Source organism: Oryzihumus leptocrescens (assembly GCF_006716205.1).
Classification (GTDB): domain Bacteria; phylum Actinomycetota; class Actinomycetes; order Actinomycetales; family Dermatophilaceae; genus Oryzihumus; species Oryzihumus leptocrescens.
In genome coordinates this window covers 1,867,197-1,891,457 of record NZ_VFOQ01000001.1, presented here as the reverse complement: position 1 = coordinate 1,891,457, position 24,261 = coordinate 1,867,197, and the positions used below count along the sequence as shown (strand labels likewise).

The window sequence follows — 24,261 nt, the reverse complement described above, 5'->3', positions numbered from 1 at the left end:
CATCCCCTGTGACCTGTGGTACTCGCGGTTCGGGGCCCCGGGCTCGTCCGAACTGTCTATGCCGGGCGACGGAGCCGGGTGAGCCGGCCTACGGCGGGCAGGGGGAGGACGGCGTAACCCGGGGTGCGCTCGCAGGGTGACGGGTGGGTACGCCGGGTGGCTCCGACCCGCGATCCGCAGCAGGATTCCGGCAGGGCCGGCACGCAGCAGGCTCCGGCCGAGCCGACACGGAGGAGGAGCGCGTTGATCTTCATCACCGCCAAGTTCCAGGTCAAGCCCGAGCACGCCGACGCCTGGCCGCAGATCTCGCAGCGCTTCACCGAGGCGACGCGGGCCGAACCGGGATGCCTGTGGTTCGACTGGTCCCGCAGCCTGGACGACCCGCAGGAGTACGTCCTGGTCGAGGCGTTCCGTGACGAGGCCGCCGGCGGCGCGCACGTGCAGAGCGAGCACTTCCGCACGGCCACGGCCGAGCTGCCCGCCTACCTCGTGCGCACCCCGAAGATCGTCAACGTCACGGTCGAGGGGACCGACTGGTCCGAGCTGGGTGAGATGGCCGTTCCCGGAAGCTGACCGGTGTCCGCAGATGCCAGGAGGGTGGCCGTCCCCATGTCGGCCACCCTCCGCTGCGTGGCGCTCAGAGGTCGAGCGGCCGCAGGACCCGACTGATGCCGTGCGCGATCTGCCGGTTGCCCTCGTTGATGTCGGGCACCGTGACCGCGGGGTTGGCGCTGTTCGGGTCCTTGTCCACCAGCGAGATCCGGCGGCCGTCCACGTCGACGGTCACCGTCGCGCCACCCAGCGCGGTGGTGAGCCTGGCGCCGTCCGAGTGCCGTGCCGTCGCCGCGTCGATGGTGGCGCCCGGGACGACGTGGTAGAGCAGCACCGACTCGATGGTGTTGACGCCGGCCTTCTGCACCAGCGCGTCGAAGACGGCCTGTTCGCTGTGCAGCTCCCGGCCGGTGAGGTCCTGCGCCAGGCGCCGGAAGGCGCGGTCGTCCGGCAGGAAGGCCGTCAGCGGCCGGGTCCCGTCGGTGAGCACCGTGACGGGGCTGTGGGGCTTGGCGGCGAGGACCGCCAGGACCGCGTGGGTGAGGATGTCGTAGTCGTGCCAGTTGTGGTCGAAGGCGTATCCGCGGGACGTCAGCACGGCAGCCAGGCTGCGCGTGCCGGACGGGTTGGCCGCGTGGGCCGGGGCCGCCGAGGCGACCGGGGCGGCGGCGACCGGGGCCAGCAGCGCGGCCAGGGCGACGGACAGGCGACGGAGCTTCATCAGGTGATCCTCTCGTGACGGGCGACCGGTCCGGGGACGACCGGTCCACCAGGTGTTCGGAGGCGGGCGGATCGTGGATGGCGCCTGCTCACGTCGTGGCCGGCGTGCCGGCCGGCGGCCGCCCGTCCGGGCTCGCGCGCCGGGACGGGAACGGCGCGGGCGGGCCGCCGTGGCCCATCCCGCGCCGTCGCGCGGTGAGGCGGCCTAGCTGGTGACCACCACCGTCCCGACCATGCCCAGGAAGTCGTGCAGTCCGCAGATGTAGGAGTACTTCCCGGCCTTGGTGAACGTGACCGTGAAGTCGTGTCCGGGCAGCAGGAGGCCGGAGTTGAGCTGCCCTCCGGCAAAGTGCTTCGGGTCGCCGTAGGGCACGAAGATGTTCGACCGCTCCGGCCCGAAGGTGATGGTGTGCGGGACGATCATGCCCGGGTCCTTCCAGGTGATGCTGTCGCCCACGTGGACCGTCACGTGCCGGTTGATGAACCGCATCACCATGGCGACGTCATCATCGGCGCCGGCATAGACCGTGCCCTTGGCCGCGTCCGCCTTGTCCGACGTGGCGTCCCACAGGCGGTGCCCGTCACGCAGGTCGGCCGCCTTCTTGTGGTCAGCCTGGCGGTTGTAGTCGGCCTGGCTGAAGGGGTACTTCGTGCCGGCGGCGCGCACGTGCACGGTGCCCTTCATGAACATGCCGTGGACGAGGCACCAGTAGGTGAAGGTGCCGGTGTTGGGGAACGTCAGGGTGTAGGTGGAGCCGGCCGGGAACCCCGAGTTGCTGCCCTGGTTCGAGAGCAGGCCGGAGTTGTAGTACGAGTGGCCGTCGTACCTGCTCCCGCCCTGACGCTTCACGTGCATCGGGTCGAAGGGGTTGAACTCCGGCAGCTTCTGGCCGGAGGCGAGGAAGGTGACGGTGTGGAACTCGCCGGCACGGACGGTCCACAGGATGCTGTCACCGGCGTTCACCCAGATCGTGCCGGGCATGAACGCCATGGTCTGGATGGCCATGTCGTGGGACTCCGCCCCGACGGACACGCGCCAGGTGCGCGCATGGGACGTCGAGGCGCTGGTGGCGCTCGCCGGCGCGGTGAACGCGACGGCCAGGGTCACGGCGCAGAGGGCGGCCAGCACCCAGCGCAAGCGCCGCAGGGGGCGTGGGGGTCGTGGGGAACTCATGGGTCTCCTCCGGGGGATGACGGGCAGCCCGTCGGGGACGGACGGGCTGGGAGGGCTCCCGCCTGAGGTCCTGGCGCCGGTCTCGGGTGCGGCGGCCGACCGGCGCGGGCGGGCCGGTGGGGGTCATCCGTGGCCGATCCTCGTCCGTGCCAGAGGGGCGCGGCTCCCGCAAAGGGGCGAGCGATGACGCAGGCCCGTCAGTGGCTCGCCGGGCGCCGTCGGTGGCTCAGTAGGCGGGGGCGACGCCGGTCTGTGCCGTCACCGGGACGGCGACCGGGTGCCCGGGGGCAGCCGGCCGGCCGTCGAGCGTGAGGGCGACGACGGTGACGTCGTCGCGGTGCCAGTTGTCGGCGTGCTGGCGCACCGCCTCAAGGATCTCCGCGACGGCCCGCTCCGGTGACCACGCGCCCAGCCCCCCGAGGGTGGCCAGCACTCCGTCGGTCCCGAACTCCGCAGACCCCGCCTCATGGCCCCGTCGCGCCTCGCTGACGCCGTCGGTGAAGGCCAGGAGCAGCTCGGTGGGCTCCATGGTGGTGTGCTCGACCTGCCACCCCGAGCTGACCGAGCTCAGGAGCGGACCGGTGGGCCCGAGCTCGCGTGCCTCGAGGCCGGTCCGGTGCCGCTGGACGATCACCGCCGGGGGGTGGCCGGCGTTGATCCACCCCAACGTCCCGGTGAGCGGGTCGACGGCGATGACCAGGCAGGACAGGAACCGCTCGTCGTCGCCGCCGAGGTCCTCCGCGGCGGTGGCGAAGACCTCGTCCAGCTCCAGGCGGGTGTCCAGCAGAGCGGTCAGCCGGTGCTTGAAGCGCGCGGCCACGAGGCCGGCGTCGGCGCCATGGCCGGAGACGTCGGCCAGGAGCACGACGACGGTGCCGTCCGGTCGCCGTACGGCGTCCCACCAGTCGCCGGCCAGGACCCCCTCGGCCGGACGCAGCGCACCGGCGAGGGTGACTCCCGGCAGGGTCCCGCCGGTCCGGGCCGCGAGCTCGGCGCGCAGTCCAGCCACGACGGGGCTGTGCTGCGCGAGGGCGGCCCCGGCGGCCCTCGCCGCGTCGACCTCGTCGAGGATGCGGCGCCGCATGCTCTCGGCGTCCGTGCCGATGGCCGCGACCTCGGGTGGGCCCAGGGCCTCGACGGGCTCGTCCAGGTGGCCCTCGGCGACCCGGCGCATGCTGGCGCGCAGCGCCTCGATGGGTCGCAGCACCCAGAGCCGCAGCAGCAGCCCGGTCCAGAGGACCAGCAGCACGAGCAGGCCTGCGCTGGCGGTGATGGTGCGGGCCAGCACGGCGTTGGCCTCCTGCACGGACCGGGTGGCGCCGGCATGCAGGCTGTCGATGCGGGTCTGCAGGTCTGCGAGGTGGCTGCGCAGCGCGTCGAACGCCGCCTTGCCCCGGCCCTGGGCGATCAGCGCCCGGGCCCGTGCGGGGTCGCCGGCCCGGGCGGCGGCGATCTCCGGGTCGGCCCCCAGGTGGTGCCACTGCGCCAGGTCAGCCTCGACCTGGTCGACGACCCTGAGGACCCCGGGGTCGGCGTCGAAGGTGCGACGCAGCGACGCGATCCGCGTCTCGCCGGCGGTCTGGCCGAGCTTGTAGGGCTCCAGGAACGTCGGGTCGCCGGTGATGACGTAGCCACGCTGACCGGTCTCCTGGTCGACGACGTCTGCGAGCAGGGAGCGCACCTGCTCGCTGCCCGGCTGGAGGCGCTGCCGCACCAGGTCCTGCTGGGCCTCGACCCGCCGCAGCGCCGCGCCCACCGCCAGCGCGGTACCGGCCAGGAGCAGCGCGAGGACACAGGCTGCGACCAGCACCCGCCGGTGCAGCGAGGGCTGCGCGGCGGTGCCCATCCCCCTGTGCGGGCTGTGGCCCATGCCCCTCACCGTAGAGCGGTCACCCCGACCGGGGGTACCGCCTCGCCGGGTGAACCCGTCCCGGTGACGCCTCGTGGATACCGGTATGGCGTCGCGCCACCACCCGGGAGGCGCGTGCCCCCCACCGCTCCCCGAGGGAGGCCCTCATGTTGTCGAGCCCCTGGACCCTGCGCGGGTCCGTACCGGCCCGGCGTGCCGTCATGGCCGCCGGCGCCCTGGCCCTGGCCCTGGCCACGGCGGCCCTGCCCGTGGCCCACGCCGGCGCGCCCACCGACCGCTTCCGCCAGCTGAACCTCGTCGCCGACACCTCCGGCCACGCACGCCTCACCGACCACGACCTCGTCAACGCGTGGGGCCTGTCGGCCGGGCCGACCACGCCGGTCTGGGTGTCGGACAACGGCAGCGACCGTGCCACGCTCTACACGGGCGCCCAGCCCGGCAAGAGCGTGTCCAAGGTCCCGCTGACCGTGACCATCCCCGGCGGCGCGCCCACCGGGAACCTGTTCAACCCCACCACCTCCTTCGTCCTGCACGGTGGTGGGCGCTCCGGACCGGCCCGGTTCGTCTTCGCCGGCGAGGGCGGGGACCTGACGGCGTGGAACCTCACCGGGGACACCTCCCACGCCGTGGAGGTCGCCCACCCGGCCAACACGGTGTGGAAGGGCATCGCGCTGCTGCAGCGCCCGGGCCACCCGGTGCTGCTGCTGGCCAACTTCCACTCCGGACGGGTCGACGTCTACGACGGTGCCTTCCACAAGGTCACGTCCGCCGGACAGTTCTCCCCGGTCGGCGTGCCCGCCGGGTACGCCCCGTTCAACGTGGCGGTCCTGGGCGGCCGGGTCTACGTCAGCTACGCCAAGCAGGACAGTGCCCGGCACGACGACGTGGCCGGTGCCGGCAACGGCTTCGTCAACGTCTACGACCGCTCCGGCCACTTCGTGCGCCAGCTGCTGCACCGAGGGTTCCTGAACTCCCCGTGGGGGTTGGCCATCGCCCCCGACGGCTTCGGCTCGCTGGCCGGTGACCTGCTCGTCGGGAACTTCGGCGACGGGCGCATCCACGCGGTGGACCCGCGCACCGGCCACCTCGAGGCGACCCTGCGTGGCTCGAACGGCAGCCCCCTCGTGATCGACGGCCTGTGGGGCCTGCTGCCCGGCAACGGCACCGCGGGCGCCAGGAGCGACGTGTGGTTCAGCGCCGGCCCCGGCAGCGAGGCGCACGGCCTGCTCGGGATCCTGCGGTCCCAGGGCTGAGCGTCCCGGGATTGGGCGCAGGGAGGGGATGGGCCCCGGTCGCGGCGACCGGGGCCCATCCTGTGCCGGGGCGTGCCGCCGGGGAACCTATGATCGCCGCGTGGACCTCGCCCGCTTCACCGACTGGGAGGCCAGGGGGGTCCTCGACGTGCGGCACGACCTGGCCTGCCTCGACGAGGGTGGGTTCTGGGCCGTCGTGGTCACCTTCGAGGGTCAGGCCACCTGTGTCCGCTTCGCCGACGTGCGCCCCACCACGCGTATGCCGTGGGCCGCGCCGTGCGTGGACTGGTCGCCGCTGGAAGGGGAGTGGCAGATGACCCTGGACGGCACGGCATACCGGGAGGGTGTGCGTTCCATCCGGCGGCACGTGGCCGCCGGTGACGTCTACCAGGTCAACCTCTGCCGGGTGATGAGCCACCCGCTGCCCGAGGACGCGGACCTCGAGGCGCTCGCGGGCCTGCTGGCCGCCGGCAACCCGGCCCCGCACGCCGCGCTCATCCGGGTGCCGGGCGCGGGGCTGGAGGTGGCCTGCGCGAGCCCCGAGCTGTTCCTGAGCCGGCGGGGGGACCGGCTGGAGTCCCGCCCGATCAAGGGGACTGCGCCGGCGGCGGGGCAGATGCTGGCCAAGGACTACGCCGAGAACGTCATGATCGCCGACCTGGTCCGCAACGACCTGTCCCACGTGTGCCGGGAGGGCACGGTCCGCGTCGACGCCCTCTGCGCCACCGAGGAGCACCCCGGGCTGGCCCACCTGGTCACGACGGTGTCCGGCTCGCTGCGCCCCGGGGTCACCTGGCCGCAGATCGCCGCGGCCACGCTCCCGCCGGGCTCGGTGTCCGGGGCGCCGAAGTCCTCGGCGCTCGCGGCCATCGCGGCGCTGGAGCCGGGCCCGCGCGGGCCGTACTGCGGGGCGGTGGGCTGGGTCGACGCCGACCGGGACGAGGCCGACCTCGCCGTGGGCATCCGCACCTTCTGGGCCGAGCGGGACGCGGCGGGGCAACGGTGGCTGCGGTTCGGCACCGGTGCGGGCATCACGTGGGGGTCGGACCCCGAGCAGGAGTGGGAGGAGACGCGGCTCAAAGCCGCTCGCCTCATCGGACTGGCATCTGGAAGGGTCAAGGCATGAGCAACGACGTGCGCGTGTGGGTCAACGGGCAGCGGGTGGACGCCGGTGCGCCCTCGATCGCGGCCCTGGACCACGGGGTGACCGTGGGGGACGGGGTGTTCGAGACGGCCAAGGTCGCCGACGGGGCGGTGTTCGCGCTGACCCGGCACTCCCGGCGCCTCGACCGGTCGCTGGCCGGCCTGGGCCTGCCGGCCGCCGACCACGACCTCATCGCCAAGGGCATCGAGGACGTGCTCTCCGGCGAGCCGATCGCGTTCGGGCGCCTGCGCTGGAGCGTCACGGGGGGAGCGGGGCCGCTGGGGTCCGACCGCGACGAGTCGGCCCTGACCTACATCGTCACCGCCGGCGCCCAGCCGCTGCCCCCGGCGTCCTGCAAGGTCGTCACCGTGCCGTGGACCCGCAACGAGCGCAGCGCGACGGTTGGCCTGAAGACCACGTCGTACGCCGAGAACGTCGTCGCGCTGGCCTACGCCAAGGAGCGTGGCGGGCTGGAGGCGATCTTCGCCAACACGCGCGGCGAGCTGTGCGAGGGCACCGGGTCCAACGTGTTCGTCGTCGTGGACGGCGAGGTGCTCACCCCACCGGTGGAGTCCGGGCTGCTGCCGGGCATCACCCGCGGGCTGGTCATCGAGTGGTGCCGGGAGGCGGGCATCCCGGTGCGCGAGGCGACGCTGCCGATGGACCTGCTCACCACCGCCGACGAGGTCTTCATCACCTCCTCCACCAAGGACGTCCTGCCCGTGCACGCCGTCGACGGGCGCGAGCTGCCCGTCGGCCCGGTGACGCAGGCCGCCGCCGACGTCTTCGCCCGACTGTCCCGCGAGAGGAACGACCCGTGAGCCTGCAGCTGGACCCGATGACCGAGGCCGAGGTCGACGACTACCGGGTCCGGTCCGAGGAGGGCTACGTGCGCCAGCGCGTGGACCTCGGCGGGGAGGACGAGGGCGACGCCCGGCGCATCGCCGCCGAGCAGATGGCCGAGTACTTCCCCGAAGGCCGGCCGGGGGAGGGTCACCACCTGTTCCTCGCCCGCGACGGCGAGACCGGCGAGGTGGCCGGTCAGCTGTGGCTGCACGAGCGCCCGCACGCCGTCGGCACCGCGGTGTGGGTCTTCGACGTGGAGGTGGCCCAGGCGCACCGCGGCAAGGGGCTGGGGCGCGAGCTGATGACCTGGGCCGAGGGCTGGGCGCGGGACCGCGGTGCGGCCGAGATCGGGCTCAACGTCTTCGGCGGCAACACCGTGGCCCGGGCGCTGTACGGCTCGCTGGGCTACGCCGAGACCGCGGTGAACATGGCCAAGAAGCTGATGCCGTGAGCCACGACGCCGACCACGACACTCCCATCGAGGCCGACGACTGGGCCTGGCGCCGCCGGATCCGCTCGAACCCGCACTCCCGCCGCATCTACCGGATCGCCGTGGCACTCGTCGGTGCCGCGATCACGGTCGGGGGCCTGGTGCTCGTCCCGGCCCCCGGCCCGGGGTGGCTCATCGTGTTCCTCGGCCTGGCCGTGCTCGCCTCGGAGTTCGCCTGGGCCCAGCGGCTGCTGCACCACGCCCGCCGGCGGCTCGACGCCTGGACCGACTGGCTCAAGCTCCAGCCCTGGTGGGTCAAGGTCGCGGTCTCGCTGCTGACGTGCGCGTTCGTGCTGGCCGTCGTCTACGCCTACCTGCTCTGGCAGGGCCCGCCGGGGCTGCTCCCGGACTCCTGGGAGCACTGGCTGGAGAGCACGCTGGGGCTGTGAGATCCGGTGCCGGGTGGGGCGATTGGTGCGCCGGCCCGTCGAGCGGCTATTGTTCCACTCCGTCGAGACGGCTCCGGCCGGATCGCCCGGACGTGTAGCTCAGTTGGTTAGAGCGTTCGCTTCACACGCGAGAGGTCAGGGGTTCGAGTCCCTTCACGTCCACCACATGACGAAGGGCCACGACCGAGGTCGTGGCCCTTCGTCATGTGCGGCGAGGTGCGCAGCGTCCCGGGTGAGCGGTCCCGGGCCCGTGCCGGGTCCGGGACGTGCGCCCTCACGCTCAGCTCGTCGTGGTGGTCTGCGCGGTCGTGGTCGCCTGCGCCGTGGCCGCCGGCTGGGCGGCCGGTGCGGTCTGCTCGGCCCGCCGCATGTCGTCGGCGAGCTGGTCGGCGGCCATGTCCGTGGCCTTGGAGATGACCCGGTTGGCGGCCTTGATGTTGGCGGCGACCTGGTCGGCCAGGTTGGTCTCGTAGACCACGATCAGCCCGGCCTGTCCCGCGTCCAGCGTCTCCCCGAGCTCCTTGAGGTCTCCCCGGGACATGCCCCCGCTGGCGTGGCCGGCCACCGCGCCGATCGCTGCCCCGCCCGCTCCGGCCGTGGCCAGGCCGATGCCGACGGGCGGGAACAGTGCGGCCGTCACACCGACCGCGAGGCCCCACCCCAGGCCGACGGCCGCGCCGTGGCGGGTCGGCTGCTCATGCTTCTTGACGATCTTCACCTTGCCGTCGTCGTCCTTGGCGACGACGGCGGCGTCGAAGTCGTGCGAGGTCTTCACCTCGTGGTAGATCTCCTTGACCGCCTCGTAGTCGGCGACGGCGGCGTCGACGTCGTCGTACGCCGCGGCGATCACGTAGAGGGTGTCCTTCTCACTGGCCATGTCGCGCCTCCGGGTCCCGGCTTGTCCGAGCGTCCATCGTGACCGTGGCGGCGGGCCGCGGAATCATGCTGCGCGGATGACCCGGTGGGGGTGCCCCGGCGAGGGTGCCGGGCGTGGGTGCCTGGTGGGGGTGCCCCGGAGGGGCAGCGCGACTAGCCTCGGAGCATGAGCGCCGAGCTGCCTCCCCACGTCACCGAGATCCGGATCTACCCGGTCAAGGGCGAGCCCGGCCAGGTGCTCGAGGACGTCGAGGTCGAGGCCGGGGGCCTGGCGGGCGACCGGCGCAAGAAGGCCGCCCTGCACCTGGTCTCGGTGGAGGAGGACGTCGCCACCCACCCCCGCGCCAACCTCGTCGTGGCCACGCCCACGGCGCTGCTCGAGGCCAGCGTGGGACAGCGCCTGCGCATCGGCGGGGCCGAGGTCTTCGTGACCGGCAAGCCGTCCGGCTGCCCCGGGGTCTACGCCGACGTGGTCGCGCCGGGCTCCCTCCGCGTGGGCGACGTGCTCCTGGCCGTCGGCGCGGGCGAAACTGCTGCGCCCACCGCCTGAGCGGGCCGATAGCATCGTCAGCACGTCACCGGAGGTGACGTGACGCCACCGCCCGACCGGGCGGCATACGCACACCCGACCCAAGGAGCTCATCGTGCCTGCCGACATCACCGTGGTCATCGCTGGAAGCGAGCGATCGGTCGCGGCGGGCACGACGGCCGGTGACCTGTTCGAGGGCGACAAGGCCGTCGTCGTCGCCCGGGTGGGCGGCGAGCTGCGCGACCTCGCGCACGTGCTGGCCGACGGCGACGTCGTCGAGCCGGTGACTGTCGACTCCGAGGACGGCCTGGCCGTGCTGCGCCACTCCGCGGCCCACGTGCTGGCCCAGGCGGTGCAGGAGGTCAACCCCAAGGCCAGGCTGGGCATCGGCCCGCCGATCCGCGACGGCTTCTACTACGACTTCGACGTCGAGGAGCCGTTCACCCCCGAGGACCTCAAGGCCCTCGAGAAGGTCATGCAGCGGATCATCAACGAGGGCCAGACCTTCTCGCGCCGGCCGGTGTCCGACGACGCGGCCCGCGCCGAACTGGCCGACGAGCCCTACAAGCTCGAGCTGATCGGGCTCAAGGGCGGCGCGGCCGAGGCGGCCGAGGGCGCCTCGGCCGAGGTCGGTGCCGGCGAGCTGACCATCTACGACAACCACCGCCGCGACGGCGAGCTGGCCTGGCGTGACCTGTGCCGCGGCCCGCACCTGCCCAACACCAAGATCCTGGGCAACGCGTTCAAGCTGATGCGTTCCGCGGCCGCCTACTGGCGCGGGTCGGAGAAGAACCCGCAGCTGCAGCGCGTCTACGGCACCGCCTGGCCGACCAAGGACGACCTCAAGGCCTACCTCGACCGGCTCGCCGAGGCCGAGAAGCGTGACCACCGCAGGCTCGGCAGCGAGCTCGACCTGTTCTCCTTCCCCGAGGAGCTCGGCTCCGGTCTGCCGGTGTTCCACCCCAAGGGCGGGGTCATCAAGCGCGAGATGGAGGACTACGTCCGCCGTCGGCACATCGAGGAGGGCTTCGAGTACGTCGGCACCCCCCACATCTCCAAGGAGCAGCTGTTCCACACCTCCGGACACCTGCCGTACTACGAGGAGGGCATGTTCGCGGCGTTCGACGTCGACGGCACGGACTACCGCCTCAAGGCGATGAACTGCCCGATGCACAACCTCATCTACCGCTCCCGGGGCCGCTCCTACCGTGAGCTGCCCCTGCGGCTGTTCGAGTTCGGGCACGTCTACCGCAACGAGAAGTCGGGTGTCGTCCACGGCCTGACCCGGGTGCGCGGGTTCGCCCAGGACGACTCTCACTCCTACGTCACCGCCGAGCAGGCGCCGGGCGAGGTCAAGCACCTGCTCGACTTCGTCCTGTCGCTGCTGCGCGACTTCGGGATGGACGACTACTACCTCGAGCTGTCGACCCGCGAGACCGAGGGCGAGAAGAAGGACAAGTTCATCGGCTCCGACGAGCAGTGGGAGCTGGCGACCGAGGTGCTGCGCGACGTCGCGACCGAGTCCGGCCTCGAGCTGGTCATGGACCCCGGCGGCGCCGCCTACTACGGCCCCAAGATCTCGGTCCAGGCCCGTGACGCGATCGGGCGCACCTGGCAGATGTCGACCATCCAGTACGACTTCAACCAGCCCGAGCGCTTCGGCCTGGAGTACCAGGCAGCCGACGGCTCGCGCCAGCAGCCGGTGATGATCCACTCGGCCAAGTTCGGCTCGATCGAGCGGTTCCTGGGTGTGCTCACCGAGCACTACGCAGGGGCGTTCCCGGTGTGGCTCTCGCCGGTGCAGGTGCTGGGCATCCCGGTCGCCGAGGAGTACAACGACTACCTCTCGGGCGTGCTGGACCGCTTGAAGGAGAAGGGGATCCGCGTCGAGCTGGACGCCTCCGACGACCGCTTCCCGAAGAAGATCCGCAACGCCAGCAAGTCCAAGGTCCCGTTCGTGCTCATCGCCGGCGAGGACGACCGGGCGGCCGGTGCGGTCTCCTTCCGCTACCGCGACGGCTCGCAGAAGAACGGCGTGCCGGTCGAGGACGCCATCGCCGAGGTCGTCACCGCTGTGGAGACCCGCGCCCAGGTCTGAGACCCGGCCACACGGCATACCGTGGCGGCCCCGGACACCCGCGGTGTCCGGGGTCGCCCCGTTCGCAGGACAGAGAGGTGACCCGCGTGGACGTCGTGCACGAGGTGTGGCAGCGCGTGTATGCCGTGCAGCCCGCCCCGCCGTCGAACGTCGTGCTCGGGGCGGCGGTGGTCGCGCTCGTGCTGGTGCTCTGGTCGCCGGCCTGGTCGCTGACCCGGCACGTCGTCACCATCGCCCACGAGGGTGCGCACGGCGTGGCCGCGGTCCTGACCGGTCGGCGCCTCAGTGGCATCCGGCTGCACTCCGACACCTCCGGGCTGACCGCGTCCCGTGGCCGACCGCGCGGCCCGGGCATGGTGCTCACCCTGGCGGCCGGCTACGTCGGACCCGGGCTGGTCGGCCTGGGCGCCGCAGCCCTGCTCGGCGCCGGTCACGCGGTCGGCCTGTTGTGGGGGCTGCTCCTGCTGCTGGCGTTGCTGCTGCTGCAGATCCGCAACTTCTTCGGCCTGTGGTCCGTGCTCGTCAGCGGCGCCGTGGTCTTCGCGGTGTCGTGGTTCCTGCCCACGCAGGCGCAGTCGGCGTTCGCCTACCTCGTCACGTGGTTCCTGCTGCTGGCCGCACCGAAGACGGTCGCCGAGCTGCAGGTGCAGCGCTCTCGCGGGGCCGGCGCCGGCTCCGACGCCGACCAGCTCGCCCGGCTGACCCACCTGCCCGGGCTGGCGTGGGTGGGCACCTTCCTCCTCGTCACCGTCGGGGCGCTGCTGCTCGGGGGCAGCTGGATCCTGGTGTGACCCGGGGGAGCCCGTCCCCGCTCGTGGCGCCCGGTGCCCGACCGGGCGGCGGCTCACGCGACGGGCAGACCTGACGTGGCCCTGCGGCCGGCGCAGGACCGGGTCGTTCCCAGCGTGGTCACGTCGTGCTGACCCCGGCCCTGCGACGCTCCAGGAAGGCCCGTTCGCGCGCGTTCCCGGCCAGAGCCAGGGCTGCGTCGTAGGCGCCGGCGGCCTCCTGGCGGCGGCCGAGCCGGCGGAGCAGGTCGGCGCGGACGGCGTGGAACACGTGGTAGTCGCCCAGGTCCAGGTGGTCGACGAGCTCCAGCGCGGGCGCCGGCCCCTCCACCTCGGCCACGGCCACCGCGCGATGGAGCGCCACGACGGGAGTGGGGGAGAGGGCGAGCAGGTGGTCGTAGAGCGCCAGCACCTGCCGCCAGTCGGTGTCGGACGCGGTCACGGCCTCGCTGTGCACCGCGTTGATGGCGGCCTGCAGCTGGTAGGGCCCGGGCCGGTCCCGGCGCAGGCACTGGCGCACGAGCCGCTGGCCCTCGGCGACGAGCGCGGCATCCCACCGGCCCCGGTCCTGCTCGGCGAGCAGGACCAGGTCGCCTCCGGGTGAGGTCCTGGCCGCGCGCCGGGACTCCAGGAGCAGCATCAGCGCGAGCAGACCGACGGCTTCGGGCTCGTCGGGCATGAGCTCCACGAGCAGCCGGCCGAGGCGGATCGCCTCCGCGCAGAGGTCCTCGCGCACCAGCTCCGCTCCCGAGCTCGCCGACCAGCCCTCGTTGTAGACGAGGTAGACCACCGCGAGCACGGCCCGCAGCCGGTCCGGCAGGTCGGCCTCCCGCGGGACGCGGTAGGGGATGCCGGCGTCGCGGATCTTGGCCTTGGCCCGGACGATCCGCTGGGCCATGGTCGGCTCGGGCACGAGGAACGCGCGGGCGATCTCGGCGGTGGTGAGCCCACCGAGCAGCCGCAGCGTCAGGGCGACCTGGGCGGCGGTTGACAGGGCAGGGTGGCAGCAGGTGAACAGCAGCCGGAGCCGGTCGTCGCGCACGGGCCCCTCCTCGGTCGGTTCCGCGGGCTGCAGCTGGGCGTGCAGCAGCACGGCCTGGGCCTGGCGGTCCTCCCGGGTGGCCTCGCGGCGGAGCCGGTCGATCGCGCGGTTCCGGGCGGTGGTGACGACCCACCCGGGCGGGCTGGGCGGCATGCCCGTCTGCGGCCAGGTGCGCAGGGCGGCCGCGAACGCCTCCTGCACCGCGTCCTCGGCGGCGTCGATGCTGCCGAGGACGCGGGTGAGGACGGCCACGGCCCGGCCGTACTCGCTGCGGAAGACGCGCCCGACGTCCTCCGCGGTGACGGCCGGAGGCGTGCCCGGCGGTGGGTGGCCCGCGGGCCGGTCAGTACTCGGCACGGTCGTGGAAGGGGCGCACCTCGATCGGCAAGGTGGTGGCGCGGGACGCCCGCTCCGCCCACCCGAGCGCGACGTCGAGGTCGGGGGCGTTGACCACCCAGAGGCCGCCGAGGTGCTCCTTGCCCTCGACGTAGGGGCCGTCGGTCGTGAGGACCTCGCCGCCGCGGACACGCACGACGGTCGCGCTGGCGGGGTCGTGCAGGCCGCCGGTGAAGACCCATGAGCCTGCGGCCTTGATGTCCTCGTTGAGCGCGTGCAGCTCGCGGCCGACCTTCTCGAGCACGTCGGCGGAGGGGATGGGGCCGTCGGGCTGGTAGATGCTCAGCAGGTACTGCTTCATGGTGGTGTCCCTCCTCGGGTCGTCCGGCACGGTGCCGGCTCTCACCTCCTGTACGAACGGGGCGCGGGCGGATCGACACCCGGCCCGACGTCAGCTCTCGGGCATCACGCAGAACTCGTTGCCCTCGGGGTCGGCGAGCACGTGCCACCGGATGTCGTCGCCTGGCGCGCGCAGCAGGGTGGCGCCGGCGTCTATCAGCGGCGTCACGTCAGCGGCCGTGGTGTCCCAGTGGATCCGGTTCGGTGCCGACTTCGGCTCGGGCACGGGCACGAAGTCGAAGGTGTCGATCGGCATGCCGGGCACGTGCTCGACGGTGGAGAAGCCGCGCGGGTCGTCCACCACGTCACCGCCGAGCACCCGCGCCCACCAGCGGGCCTGGGCCGCCGGATCGGCGCTGTCGACGACCAGTCCGTGCAGCCGCTCGGCTGGCAGCTCCTCGCGCAGGAAGGCGCACAGCTCCCCGCCCTCGGGGTCGGCCATCACCGTCCAGCGGCGGTCGCCGCCCTCGGGCAGCACGATGCTCGCGCCGAGGCCTCGAGGTCGGCCAGGTCGCGGGCATAGATGTCCAGGTGCACCCGGTGCTTGACCTCCCGGGGCTGCGGGACCGCGTTGAACCACAGGGTGTGCCCCGGCGTCGGCCCGAACACCCCACCCTCGCCGCGGCCGTCCGGCTCGAAGGCGCGACCGAGCGCGGCCGCCCAGAAGGCGCCGAGCCTGACCGGGTCCCGGGCGTCGAGGCAGACCTTGCGGAAGCGCGCGAGAGCCATGCTCCGCACCCTAGTGAGCGCCCGGCGCCCGTGCCGGTCGGAGCGTCGCGGCAGCTCGCCGCACCACCGGTATGCCGCGCAGCAGCACCGGGGTCACGAGCACCGCGGCCAGGTCGAACCAGCCGTAGCCGCCGGCGGCCCCGCTCGGCGGGTTGCCGATCGGGATGTGACCGGACGGGTCCATTGGCTGCCAGGCCCAGGTGCCGATGGCCGTGCCGAGCAGCTCGAGGTAGGTCACGACCACGAACGCGCCGACGAACAGCAAGGCCGAGCGGCCCCAGCGCAGGAAGCCGAGCAGGCACACGAACCAGAAGGCCCCGAGCACGTCGTGGCGCGCGGACAGGAGCAGCCCCCACACGGCATACCCGCTGCCACCCACGACGGTGAGGGTGACCAGTGCCCGCCGGTGCGCCGCGAACAGCCGCGAACGTCCCAGGGACAGGGCGCACAGGTACACGAGGCCGTGGCCCGGCGGGACGAAGGAGGGGACGTTGCCGAGGCGGTAGGTGTAGACGCCCAGCCAGCCGGAGAACGTGTACTCCACCGCGGTGGCGAACAGCACCACCACCGCGACCTGGATGCGCACCGGGGTGGTCTCGCGACGGGTCAGCACCAGCAGGAGCAGCCAGGTGGCGGCGCCCAGCAGGCCCTGCGCCGCGAGGGAGGCGTGGCGGTCGAGCAGGAGCAGGGTGGCGATCCACGCCATCACGGTCGCCGGGACGCCGAGGTCCACGGCCGGCGTCGCGGTGCGGGGACGGATGACACCGACGCGCCGGCGCGGGCGCTCCAGCAGCCCGGCGATGGACGTCACAGCCGGCAGCGTCGCAGCGGACCGCTTGGGCGTCCTCGCCCCTTTGGACGAGGCAGGCCGGTCAGCCTCCGGGCGCCGGCCTGGCGTTCGGGCTGCGCAGGCGCTCGGACAGGCCGGCGAACAGCAGCCCGGTGGTGACGGCGTCCACGAGGTCACCGAGCCGGGAGGCTGGCCCGTTGGCGCGCCTCATCCGCAGCCGGACCCGCAGGTGCAGCCGGGTGCGGTCCCCGTCGGCGGGGTCGAGCTGGAGCGCCCAGCTCATGGCCAGGACCGCCGGGTCGGCACCCGTGCCCTCCTGCGGCCAGCGCCAGGCGTTCCGGCGGTCGCGCAGGGAGTGGAAGACCAAGGAGGCAGGTGCGGTGACCGACGAGACCTCGAGAGCTGGCGTGCCCGGACCCCAGTCCGGGACACGGTCGCCGTGGTTCACCTCCAGCAGCGACGGCTCGAGGTGGCGCAGCCCGCGGCGGCGCGGTGGCACGACGACCTCGAACCGGGCGGGGAAGTACCAGCCGGCCCGGCCCTTGCCCAGCTGGAGCAGCCACGGCCAGACCTCCTCCGGCGGGGCGGAGAGCACTCCGACCCGGTCCATGACCACCGTGGCGTCGGGCACCAGGTCGTCCCCGGGAAGTGCCCTGGCGCGGTCGTGTGGCGTCACGCCGGGGGAGCGGTGCCGGAGCCGGGCCGTGGCGACGACGCCGACTCCCAGGGCGATGAGCAGCCCCACCAACGCTCCGGGCACGAACCGATGTCTGCGCACATGGTCATCGTGCCTGTCCGCCGGTCCGGGGCGCAGGCTCTCGTGCTGGACGCACCCACGGAGCCGTTCGACCACCGACAGGCTTTGGAGGTTGCGGTTCCTCGGACGAGGCAGATAACGGGCCCAGGCGCCAATCGGCACTTTCGTACGCCGACACGGGAGAGGCGGCCCCTAGCGACACTCGGCGGCCCGTAAGAGAGCCAGGAGCACGGAGCTGAGCACGCAGGCCGCCTCGGCCCTGCGGCGGCGGCCGGGGTGGGCCCGCGGGGGAGGCGCTCATGCGTGGGTGCGGCGAGTCGGAGCAGGCAGCTACGGCTTGTCGTCGGTTGCGCGAACCGGTCGCCAGAGCCAGCCGAGTCGGCCGCGGCTGGGGCCTGCTGCGCCAGATGCCATGGGCCGCGGAGCCCTGGTGGCAATGGCGTCGCCAGGGACGCGAGCCGCCGGAGTGGCCGGCAACAACCCCGGGCGCGGCCCAGGTTCCAACACCGCGAATAGATAACGGGCCCGAGGCGCGATGCCCATGGGCAACAGACCCACAAGCCAGCCGCAAGGGGAGGGGGCCGCCCGCGCCGCCGGCGGTCCATGGGCAGCGCCCCAGCCCGTGGGCCAGTGGTCTGCGGGCACCGCACCAGCCGCGCGCCGATGGTCGGCGGGCAACGCCCCGGCCACGCCCCGACAACGCCGCTGCATAGGATCGGCGCATGACGCAGGACGTGGACGAGCAGGCCCGCGCACAGGGTGGAGCGACCGAGCCCGCGGCGGAGTTCGCCGGCGTCACGGACGGCTTCGAGCGCCTCTGGACGCCGCACCGTATGGCGTACATCAAGGGCGAGCGCCCGACCGACCACGCCGGCGACGGCTGCCCGTTCTGCGCGGCGCCCACCAAGGGCGACGCCGAGGGGCTGATCGTCCACCGCGGCGAGAGCTGCTACGTCGTGATGAACCTCTTCCCGTACAACCCGGGCCACGTCCTGGTCTGCCCCTACCGCCACGTCAGCCTCTATGTGGACCTCACCGACGAGGAGACGGCGGAGTTCACCGCGCTGACCAAGGCCGCCATCGCCGCGCTCGACGCGTCGTCGGCGCCGGCCGGCTACAACATCGGCATGAACCAGGGCTCGGTGGCAGGAGCCGGGGTGCGCGCCCACCTGCACCAGCACGTGGTCCCGCGCTGGGGCGGCGACTCCAACTTCCTGCCGGTCATCGGCCAGACCAAGGCCCTGCCGATGCTGCTCGAGGACGTGCGCCAGCGCCTCGTCGAGGCGTGGCCGCGCGGGTGAGCGCCGTCGTCGAGGCGGTCTGCGTCAGCGGTGAGCACGCCTTCAGCAAGGAACCCGTCCAGACAGCCACGGTCCTGGAGGGCCTCGGGCTCCAGGGGGACGCCCACGCCGGCGTGACGGTGCAGCACCTCTTCCGCATGGCGAAGGACCCGACGACGCCGAACCTGCGCCAGGTCCACCTGATGCACGCCGAGCTGCACGACGAGCTCCGCGGTGCCGGGCACCCCGTGCAGGCCGGGAGCCTGGGCGAGAACCTCACCACCCGCGGTATCGCGCTGCTCGAGCTCCCGACGGGAGCTCGCCTCCGGGTCGGGTCGTCCGTGGTGCTCGAGGTGACCGGCCTGCGCAACCCGTGCTGGCAGATCGACGAGTTCTCACCCGGCCTGCTCAAGCTCGTCCTGGGCAAGGAGCCCGACGGCACCGTCGTCCGCCGCACCGGCGTGATGGCGGTCGTGCTTGAGGGCGGCGAGGTGCGTCCGGGCGATGCCATCGAGGTCGAGCTGCCGGACGGCCCGCGAGCGCCGCTCCAGCCGGTGTGAGGACCGGCGCCGGGAGCCCGTGGGCAGTCAGTGCGCCTCGAGGTGGGCCTTGGCCAGGGCCGGCGGCATCGGCTCGTAGCGCAGCATCTCCCGGGTGAAGACGCCCGTGCCGTGTGACACCGAGCGAAGGTCGATGGCGTAGCGGGTGATCTCCGTCTGCGGGACCTCGGCGTTGATGGTGGTGCGGCCGGGCACCCCCGGCTCGGTGCCGATGACCCGTCCGCGGCGGGTCTGCAGGTCGGTCATGACCGCGCCCACGTGCTCGTCGGCGACGACGACGGCGACCAGGTCCACCGGCTCGAGCAGCACCACCGTGGTGGGTGAGGCCGCGTCCTTCAGCGCGAGCGCCCCCGCCGTCTGGAACGCCATGTCGCTGGAGTCGACCGAGTGGGCCTTGCCGTCGGTCAGGGTGATGCGCACGTCGACCATCGGGTAGCCGGCGATGACGCCCTTCTCCAGCTGGGCGCGCACCCCCTTCTCCACGCTGGGGATGAACTGCCGGGGCACGGCCCCGCCGACCACCTTGTCCACGAACTCGAAGCCCGCGCCGCGCTCCAGCGGCTCCACCGTGATGTCGCAGATGGCGTACTGCCCGTGCCCGCCGCTCTGCTTGACGTGCCGGCCGTGCCCGCTGGCGGCGGCGACGAAGGTCTCCCGCAGGGCCACCTTCAGCGGCTCGGCCTCGACGTTGACGCCGTAGCGCTCCCGCAGCCGCTCGAGCAGCACGTCGACGTGGGCCTGGCCCATGGTCCAGAGCACGACCTGGTGGGTCTCGGCGTTGTGCTCCATCCGCATCGTCGGGTCCTCGGCGACCAGCCGCTGGAGGGCGGCCGCGAGCTTGTCCTCGTCGGACTTGGTGACCGGGTGGATCGCCACGGGCAGCAGCGGGTCCGGCAGCACCCACGGCTCGACCAGGGCGGGGGAGTCCTTGTCGCTCAACGTGTCGGCGGTCTCGGCCCGGGTCAGCTTGGCCACGACGACGATGTCCCCGGCGATGGCCGGCCCCTTGGGCCGCAGCACCTCCCCGAGCGGGGAGGACAGCACGCCCACCTTCTCGTCGGCGTCGTGGTCGGGGTGGCCCTCGATGTCGTGCCCGGCGAACCGCTCCAGGTGGCCGGACACGTGCACCGTGCTGTCCGGGTGCAGCGTCCCGCTGAACACGCGCACCACACTGACGCGGCCGACATAGGGGTCACTGGTGGTGCGCACGACCTCGGCGACCAGCGGCGCGGACGGGTCGCAGCGCAGCGCCGGCAGCGGGTCCCCGTCGGGGGTGGTGGCGCCCGGCAGCGGGTGCATGGTCGGGGGCGGGAACGCAGCGGCGACGAGGTGCAGCAGCTCGTGCACGCCCACGCCGGCCAGCGTTGACAGCGGCACGACGGGGTAGAAGGAGCCGCGGGAGACCGCGGTGAGCAGGTCGCTGATGACGGTGTCCAGCTCGACCTGCTCACCGGCGAGGTAGCGGTCGAGCAGGGTGTCGTCCTCGGACTCCTGGATGATCGCCTCGATCAGCTCCGAGCGACGCGGGTCGATGGTGGTGCGCTCGGCGTCGCTGGCCTCCCGGGCATGGCGAGCGCCGGAGCTCACGTCGTGCACCTGCTGGGTCAGCAGCCCGATGTTGCCGGTGACGGTGCCGTCGCCACCGGTCAGGGGCAGGTAGAGCGGCATCACCCCCTCACCAAGAACACGCTGGCAGGTTGCCAGCGTGTCCTCGAAGTCGGCCCGGTTCGCATCGAGCCGGGAGACCGCGATGGCCCTCGGCATGCCCACCGCCGCGCACTCCTCCCAGAGCAGCATCGTCGCCCCGTCGACGCCGTCGGTGGCAGACACGACGAAGATCGCGGCGTCGGCGGCGCGCAGTCCCGCCCGGAGCTCACCGACGAAGTCGGGGTAGCCGGGGGTGTCGATGAGGTTGACGACGACCTCGGGTCCGGCGGCGTCGGTGGCGACCGAGGCCACGGACAGCTGGATCGAGCGGTCGTCGCTCGCCCGCGGCCGGTAGTCGGGGGTCGTCGCTGCGACCATGGCCTCGAACAGCGCCGTCTTGCCGCCCCCGCTGTTGCCGACCAGGACGACGTTGCGCAGCTCCTGCGGCGTGCGAGCCGAAGGTCCGGGGGAGTTCGGGGTGTTCTTCGCGCTCATGTCGACACGATTGCCCCATCGCAGCGCCGACACAACCCCTGAGCGCGCGATCAGTAGTCTGAGGCCACCATGCTGAACCGATTCGCGCGCGCCCTCTTCACCCGCATCTTCACGCCGGTGGCCAGGCTGTTCCTCAAGTGGGGCATCAGCCCCGACGTCGTGACGATCGTGGGGACCATCGGGGTGTGCGTCGGCGCCCTCGCGTTCTACCCCCGGCACCAGTTCTTCTGGGGGACGGTGGTGATCGCCGTCTTCGTCTTCTCCGACACCATCGACGGGGTCATGGCCCGCCTGTCCGGGCGCTCGAGCCGGTGGGGCGCCTACCTGGACTCCACCCTGGACCGGGTCGGCGACAGCGCGATCTTCGGTGGCCTCGTCCTGTACTACGCCTCCGCCGGGCACAGCGCGGTCATGGCCTCCCTGGCGCTGGCCTGCCTCATCCTCGGCAGCGTGGTCAGCTACGCCAAGGCGCGGGCCGAGGGGCTGGGCATGACCGCCAACGTCGGCATCGCCGAGCGCGCCGACCGCCTCGTCGCCGTGCTCCTCGCCACCGGCCTGGTTGGCCTGGGCCTGCCGGAGGTCGTCCTCGGTGTCGTGCTCGGGCTGCTGGCCGTGGCGAGCCTCATCACCGTCTTCCAGCGGATGCTCACCGTGCGCCGCCAGGCCTTCGAGGCCGCGTGAGCCGGCTGACCGACCGGGCCGCGCTCACGGCATACCGGGCCGGGTGGTCCCTGGTCCGGCGCCTGCCCGAGCGCCTCGCGTATGCCGTGTTCGACCTCATCGCCGACATCGCCGCCCGGCGCGGCGGCTCGGGGGTGGCCCGCATGCGCGCCAACTACGCCCGGGTCCGACCCGACCTGGACGCGGCCGGCCTCGACGCCCTCGTGCGCGCGGGCATGCGCTCCTACCTCCGCTACTGGTGCGAGGCGTTCCGGCTGCCCGACCTGACCGAGGCCGACCTCGTGGCGCGGGTGCGCACGGTCGGCGACGCCCCGGTGCGGGCGCACCTCGGCGCGGGGAAGCCCGCGGTGATGTTCCTCGGGCACATGGGCAACTGGGACCTGGCCGGGGCCTGGTCGACGACGCAGCTCGCGCCGGTCACCACCGTCGCCGAGCGGCTCAAGCCCGAGGAGCTGTACGACGAGTTCCTCGGCTTCCGCGAGCGCCTGGGCATGCGGATCCTGCCGCTGACCGGCGGGTCCGACGTGTTCCGGGAGCTGACGAAGGCGTTGCGTGCCAGCGCGTTCGTCGCGCTGCTGGCCGACCGGGACCTGACGGCGGGTGGTGTCGAGGTCGACTTCTGCGGGCACCGGGCACGGATGGCCGTCGGGCCGGCGGCGCTGGCCGTGACCACCGGCGCGGCGCTGCACCCGGTGTCGGTGCACTACGAGCGGCGGGCGACCGGCCGCGGGTACGAACTGGTCATCGTCTTCCACGACCGGGTCGAGGTGCCGGCGACCGGCGCCACCCGCGAGAAGGTCGCCACGATGACCCAGGCGTGCGCCGACGCCCTCACCGGCGCGGTCCGCGAGCACACCGAGGACTGGCACATGATGCAGCGGGTGTTCGTCGAGGACCTCGACCCCGCGCGGACGCCGGTCGCGAGCGCCGAGGGGGCCGCGTGAGGATCGGCATGGTCTGCCCGTACTCCTTCGACGTCCCCGGGGGAGTGCAGTTCCACGTCCGGGACCTGGCCGAGCACTTCATCGCCGAGGGGCACGAGGTGTCCGTCCTCGCCCCGGCCGACGAGGGCACCCCCCTGCCCGACTACGTCCAGGGCACGGGCGGGGCGATCCCGGTGCGCTACAACGGCTCCGTGGCCCGGCTGGCGTTCGGCCCGGTGACGGCGCGGCGCGTCGGGCGGTGGATCGAGCGCGGGAACTTCGACGTGGTGCACATCCACGAGCCGGTCACGCCGAGCACCTCGCTCCTGGCGCTGTGGGCGGTCGAGGGCCCGGTCGTGGCGACCTTCCACACCTCCAACCTGCGCTCCCGCGCGATGCAGGCGTCCTACCCGGTCCTGCGCCCCAGCCTGGAGAAGATCAACGGGCGCATCGCGGTCTCCGAGGACGCCCGGCGCACGGTCACCACCCACCTCGGCGGGGACGCCGTGGTCATCCCCAACGGCGTCTACGTCGCCCGCTTCGCCGAGGCGCCGGTGCGGCCCGAGTGGCAGGGCACCCCGGAGGCGCCGACCATCGCCTTCCTCGGCCGGATCGACGAGCCCCGCAAGGGCCTGCCGGTCCTCAGCCGCGCCCTGCCGCTCATCCAGCGGGCCGTGCCCGGGGTGCGGGTGCTCGTGGCCGGCCACGGTGACGTCGACGCGGCCCGCGAGCGTCTGTCACCCGAGTCCGCCGCCGCGTGCACCTTCCTCGGCGGGGTCAGCGACGCCGACAAGGCGAGCCTGCTGGCCTCGGTCGACCTCTACCTGGCGCCGCATACCGGGGGCGAGAGCTTCGGCATCGTCCTGGCGGAGGCGATGAGCGCGGGCGCGCCCGTGCTGGCCAGCGACCTGCCGGCGTTCGTGCGCGTCCTCGACGGCGGAGCCGCCGGGGCGACGTTCCGCAACGAGGACGCCGAGGACCTCGCCCGGCAGGCGGTCCGCCTGCTGCAGGACCCGGCGGCGCGGGCCGACCTCGCCGCGCGCGGGCGCAAGCGCGCCGACATCTTCGACTGGTCGGTGGTCGCCGCCCAGGTCATGGCGGTCTACGAGACGGTGACCGCCGGTGCCCCCGTGGTGCGGCCGGCCAGCGAGCCGGCCTCGATGTGGTCGCGCTGGACGCGGGGCCGTGGTGCGGAGGGCGCCTCATGATGTCGAGCACGCTGTTCTGGGTGGTCGTCGTCTTCGCGGCCTGCGCGCTGGTGGCGTGGTACCTCTCCTACACCGCGGCCCGCCTCGACCGGCTGCACGTGCGGGTCGAGGGCGCCCACTCCGCGCTGGACGCCCAGCTGGTGCGCCGGGCCGAGGCCACGCTGGAGCTGGCCAACACGGGCCTGCTCGACCCGGCGAGCGCCCTGCTGCTGGCCGGGGCGTCCTCGGAGTCCCTGGAGTCCACCGACGCGGCGCTGCAGGGTCGGGAGGTGGTCGAGAGCGGGCTGTCCGAGGCCCTGCACCTGGCGCTGACCCCGGAGGTCGTGGCCGGCCTGCGCGCCGACGACGCCGTCGGTGCCCTGGCCCTCAAGCGCCTGGTCACCGCCGGGCAGCGGGTGCAGCTGGCGCGGCGCTTCCTCAACGACGCCGTCATCGACGTGCGCCGGGTCCGCCGCAAGCTGGTGGTCCGCTGGGTGCGCCTGGCCGGCCACACGCCCCTGCCGCAGACCTTCGAGATCGACGACGACCTGCCGGCGGCGCTGCGCGACGCCTGAGCGGCGCACAGCCCGGGGAAGGCCGGGGGTTCCGCACGCCCGGGTGACGAGCACCGCACCTGTCCTGACCGGGCACGGACCGACCGTGGCGTGCCTCTACGATGGCGAGTAGTCCCGTACCACCCTGAGAC

At 73.3% G+C, this 24,261-nt stretch carries 26 protein-coding genes and 1 tRNA gene; 16 read left to right on the top strand and 11 right to left on the bottom strand.

The genetic code is table 11. The features are described 5' to 3' along the window. Positions 1-243 precede the first annotated feature (243 nt). Positions 244-573: a putative quinol monooxygenase gene (locus tag FB474_RS08905; RefSeq protein ID WP_141788321.1), complete on the top strand. Its 330-nt coding sequence runs from the start codon at positions 244-246 to the stop codon at positions 571-573. Between the two features lie 64 nt (positions 574-637). On the opposite strand, the gene FB474_RS08900 is transcribed toward FB474_RS08905, so the two are convergent. The 3 genes from FB474_RS08900 to FB474_RS08890 form a co-directional block, all read right to left on the bottom strand. Beyond that, a complete protein-coding gene (locus FB474_RS08900; protein ID WP_141788320.1) occupies positions 638-1,273 on the bottom strand; it encodes a fasciclin domain-containing protein in 636 nt (211 codons plus the stop codon). Between the two features lie 204 nt (positions 1,274-1,477). Next, a complete protein-coding gene (locus tag FB474_RS08895) occupies positions 1,478-2,446 on the bottom strand; it encodes a cupredoxin domain-containing protein (RefSeq protein WP_141788319.1) in 969 nt (322 codons plus the stop codon). A gap of 226 nt (positions 2,447-2,672) precedes the next feature. Continuing rightward, entirely contained in the window at positions 2,673-4,316 is a 1,644-nt protein-coding gene (locus FB474_RS08890; protein ID WP_141788318.1) for a PP2C family protein-serine/threonine phosphatase, read from the bottom strand. Between the two features lie 146 nt (positions 4,317-4,462). Here FB474_RS08890 and FB474_RS08885 point away from each other — a divergent pair, with 146 nt between their 5' ends. The 6 genes from FB474_RS08885 to FB474_RS08860 all read left to right on the top strand — a co-directional run bounded on the left by FB474_RS08885 (position 4,463) and on the right by FB474_RS08860 (position 8,603). Continuing rightward, positions 4,463-5,569 carry a TIGR03118 family protein gene (locus tag FB474_RS08885; protein ID WP_141788317.1) on the top strand — a complete coding sequence of 369 codons (1,107 nt, stop codon included), beginning with the start codon at positions 4,463-4,465 and terminating at the stop codon, positions 5,567-5,569. Between the two features lie 100 nt (positions 5,570-5,669). Further along, positions 5,670-6,695 (top strand): chorismate-binding protein, encoded by a 1,026-nt coding sequence (locus tag FB474_RS08880; protein ID WP_246092103.1) that lies wholly within the window; start codon positions 5,670-5,672, stop codon positions 6,693-6,695. Continuing rightward, a complete protein-coding gene (locus FB474_RS08875; RefSeq protein WP_141788315.1) occupies positions 6,692-7,534 on the top strand; it encodes an aminotransferase class IV in 843 nt (280 codons plus the stop codon). The genes FB474_RS08880 and FB474_RS08875 overlap by 4 nt, the downstream gene beginning before the upstream one ends. Further along, positions 7,531-8,010, top strand: coding sequence for a GNAT family N-acetyltransferase (locus FB474_RS08870; protein WP_141788314.1), 480 nt, complete (start codon positions 7,531-7,533; stop codon positions 8,008-8,010). The genes FB474_RS08875 and FB474_RS08870 overlap by 4 nt, the downstream gene beginning before the upstream one ends. After that, complete coding sequence (locus FB474_RS08865; RefSeq protein WP_141788313.1) at positions 8,007-8,438, top strand: TIGR02611 family protein; 432 nt, start codon at positions 8,007-8,009, stop codon at positions 8,436-8,438. The genes FB474_RS08870 and FB474_RS08865 overlap by 4 nt, the downstream gene beginning before the upstream one ends. Before the next feature lie 88 nt (positions 8,439-8,526). Beyond that, positions 8,527-8,603 (top strand) — tRNA-Val (locus tag FB474_RS08860). Positions 8,604-8,718: 115 nt separating this feature from the next. Here FB474_RS08860 and FB474_RS08855 read toward each other — a convergent pair. Continuing rightward, positions 8,719-9,315, bottom strand: a complete 597-nt coding sequence (locus tag FB474_RS08855) for a DUF1269 domain-containing protein (protein ID WP_141788312.1) — start codon at positions 9,313-9,315, stop codon at positions 8,719-8,721. A gap of 165 nt (positions 9,316-9,480) precedes the next feature. On the opposite strand from FB474_RS08855, the gene FB474_RS08850 reads away from it, so the two are divergent. The 3 genes from FB474_RS08850 (at position 9,481) to FB474_RS08840 (ending at position 12,732) form a co-directional block, all read left to right on the top strand. Then, positions 9,481-9,864, top strand: a complete 384-nt coding sequence (locus FB474_RS08850) for an MOSC domain-containing protein (protein ID WP_141788311.1) — start codon at positions 9,481-9,483, stop codon at positions 9,862-9,864. Between the two features lie 94 nt (positions 9,865-9,958). Continuing rightward, positions 9,959-11,941 (top strand): threonine--tRNA ligase, encoded by a 1,983-nt coding sequence (thrS, locus tag FB474_RS08845; RefSeq protein ID WP_141788310.1) that lies wholly within the window; start codon positions 9,959-9,961, stop codon positions 11,939-11,941. An 86-nt stretch (positions 11,942-12,027) separates the two neighbouring features. After that, positions 12,028-12,732 carry a M50 family metallopeptidase gene (locus FB474_RS08840; RefSeq protein WP_141788309.1) on the top strand — a complete coding sequence of 235 codons (705 nt, stop codon included), beginning with the start codon at positions 12,028-12,030 and terminating at the stop codon, positions 12,730-12,732. A 118-nt stretch (positions 12,733-12,850) separates the two neighbouring features. Here the strand turns inward: FB474_RS08840 and FB474_RS08835 are convergent, their stop codons facing one another. From FB474_RS08835 to FB474_RS08815, 6 genes are all read right to left on the bottom strand, one after another. Further along, positions 12,851-14,128, bottom strand: coding sequence for an RNA polymerase sigma factor (locus FB474_RS08835; protein ID WP_141788308.1), 1,278 nt, complete (start codon positions 14,126-14,128; stop codon positions 12,851-12,853). Further along, a complete protein-coding gene (locus tag FB474_RS08830; RefSeq protein ID WP_141788307.1) occupies positions 14,115-14,468 on the bottom strand; it encodes a YciI family protein in 354 nt (117 codons plus the stop codon). The genes FB474_RS08835 and FB474_RS08830 overlap by 14 nt, the downstream gene beginning before the upstream one ends. Positions 14,469-14,558: 90 nt before the next feature. Then, positions 14,559-14,984 (bottom strand): VOC family protein, encoded by a 426-nt coding sequence (locus FB474_RS20970; RefSeq protein WP_246092102.1) that lies wholly within the window; start codon positions 14,982-14,984, stop codon positions 14,559-14,561. Continuing rightward, positions 14,948-15,235, bottom strand: coding sequence for a VOC family protein (locus FB474_RS20965; protein WP_221632489.1), 288 nt, complete (start codon positions 15,233-15,235; stop codon positions 14,948-14,950). The genes FB474_RS20970 and FB474_RS20965 overlap by 37 nt, the downstream gene beginning before the upstream one ends. A gap of 10 nt (positions 15,236-15,245) precedes the next feature. Beyond that, positions 15,246-16,046 (bottom strand): hypothetical protein, encoded by an 801-nt coding sequence (locus FB474_RS08820; protein ID WP_141788306.1) that lies wholly within the window; start codon positions 16,044-16,046, stop codon positions 15,246-15,248. Between the two features lie 61 nt (positions 16,047-16,107). Continuing rightward, positions 16,108-16,785, bottom strand: coding sequence for a hypothetical protein (locus FB474_RS08815; RefSeq protein ID WP_141788305.1), 678 nt, complete (start codon positions 16,783-16,785; stop codon positions 16,108-16,110). A 719-nt stretch (positions 16,786-17,504) separates the two neighbouring features. On the opposite strand from FB474_RS08815, the gene FB474_RS08810 reads away from it, so the two are divergent. Beyond that, positions 17,505-18,083 (top strand): HIT family protein, encoded by a 579-nt coding sequence (locus tag FB474_RS08810; RefSeq protein ID WP_141788304.1) that lies wholly within the window; start codon positions 17,505-17,507, stop codon positions 18,081-18,083. Next, positions 18,068-18,622, top strand: a complete 555-nt coding sequence (locus tag FB474_RS08805; protein WP_246092101.1) for an MOSC domain-containing protein — start codon at positions 18,068-18,070, stop codon at positions 18,620-18,622. Before FB474_RS08810 ends, FB474_RS08805 begins: the two co-directional genes overlap by 16 nt. A gap of 27 nt (positions 18,623-18,649) precedes the next feature. Here FB474_RS08805 and FB474_RS08800 read toward each other — a convergent pair whose 3' ends face one another. Beyond that, positions 18,650-20,764, bottom strand: a complete 2,115-nt coding sequence (locus FB474_RS08800; protein ID WP_141788303.1) for an elongation factor G-like protein EF-G2 — start codon at positions 20,762-20,764, stop codon at positions 18,650-18,652. Between the two features lie 69 nt (positions 20,765-20,833). Here FB474_RS08800 and pgsA point away from each other — a divergent pair, with 69 nt between their 5' ends. Genes pgsA through FB474_RS08780 form a run of 4 tightly spaced genes read left to right on the top strand, consistent with a single transcriptional unit; the run spans position 20,834 to position 24,130 of the window. After that, positions 20,834-21,445, top strand: a complete 612-nt coding sequence (gene pgsA, locus FB474_RS08795; protein WP_141788302.1) for a phosphatidylinositol phosphate synthase — start codon at positions 20,834-20,836, stop codon at positions 21,443-21,445. After that, complete coding sequence (locus FB474_RS08790) at positions 21,442-22,389, top strand: phosphatidylinositol mannoside acyltransferase (RefSeq protein ID WP_141788301.1); 948 nt, start codon at positions 21,442-21,444, stop codon at positions 22,387-22,389. Before pgsA ends, FB474_RS08790 begins: the two co-directional genes overlap by 4 nt. After that, positions 22,386-23,576, top strand: coding sequence for a glycosyltransferase family 4 protein (locus FB474_RS08785; RefSeq protein WP_141788300.1), 1,191 nt, complete (start codon positions 22,386-22,388; stop codon positions 23,574-23,576). Before FB474_RS08790 ends, FB474_RS08785 begins: the two co-directional genes overlap by 4 nt. Further along, positions 23,573-24,130: a LemA family protein gene (locus FB474_RS08780; RefSeq protein ID WP_246092100.1), complete on the top strand. Its 558-nt coding sequence runs from the start codon at positions 23,573-23,575 to the stop codon at positions 24,128-24,130. Before FB474_RS08785 ends, FB474_RS08780 begins: the two co-directional genes overlap by 4 nt. Positions 24,131-24,261: the final 131 nt, after the last annotated feature.

Coding starts and splice junctions, on each gene's coding strand:
- FB474_RS08900 (WP_141788320.1), bottom strand. CDS start 1,273: ATGAAGCTCCGTCGCCTGTCCGTCGCCCTGGCCGCGCTGCTGGCCCCG.
- FB474_RS08895 (WP_141788319.1), bottom strand. CDS start 2,446: ATGAGTTCCCCACGACCCCCACGCCCCCTGCGGCGCTTGCGCTGGGTG.
- FB474_RS08890 (WP_141788318.1), bottom strand. CDS start 4,316: ATGGGCCACAGCCCGCACAGGGGGATGGGCACCGCCGCGCAGCCCTCG.
- FB474_RS08885 (WP_141788317.1), top strand. CDS start 4,463: ATGTTGTCGAGCCCCTGGACCCTGCGCGGGTCCGTACCGGCCCGGCGT.
- FB474_RS08875 (WP_141788315.1), top strand. CDS start 6,692: ATGAGCAACGACGTGCGCGTGTGGGTCAACGGGCAGCGGGTGGACGCC.
- FB474_RS08855 (WP_141788312.1), bottom strand. CDS start 9,315: ATGGCCAGTGAGAAGGACACCCTCTACGTGATCGCCGCGGCGTACGAC.
- FB474_RS08850 (WP_141788311.1), top strand. CDS start 9,481: ATGAGCGCCGAGCTGCCTCCCCACGTCACCGAGATCCGGATCTACCCG.
- FB474_RS08830 (WP_141788307.1), bottom strand. CDS start 14,468: ATGAAGCAGTACCTGCTGAGCATCTACCAGCCCGACGGCCCCATCCCC.
- FB474_RS20965 (WP_221632489.1), bottom strand. CDS start 15,235: ATGGCTCTCGCGCGCTTCCGCAAGGTCTGCCTCGACGCCCGGGACCCG.
- FB474_RS08810 (WP_141788304.1), top strand. CDS start 17,505: ATGACGCAGGACGTGGACGAGCAGGCCCGCGCACAGGGTGGAGCGACC.
- FB474_RS08800 (WP_141788303.1), bottom strand. CDS start 20,764: ATGAGCGCGAAGAACACCCCGAACTCCCCCGGACCTTCGGCTCGCACG.
- pgsA (WP_141788302.1), top strand. CDS start 20,834: ATGCTGAACCGATTCGCGCGCGCCCTCTTCACCCGCATCTTCACGCCG.
- FB474_RS08780 (WP_246092100.1), top strand. CDS start 23,573: ATGATGTCGAGCACGCTGTTCTGGGTGGTCGTCGTCTTCGCGGCCTGC.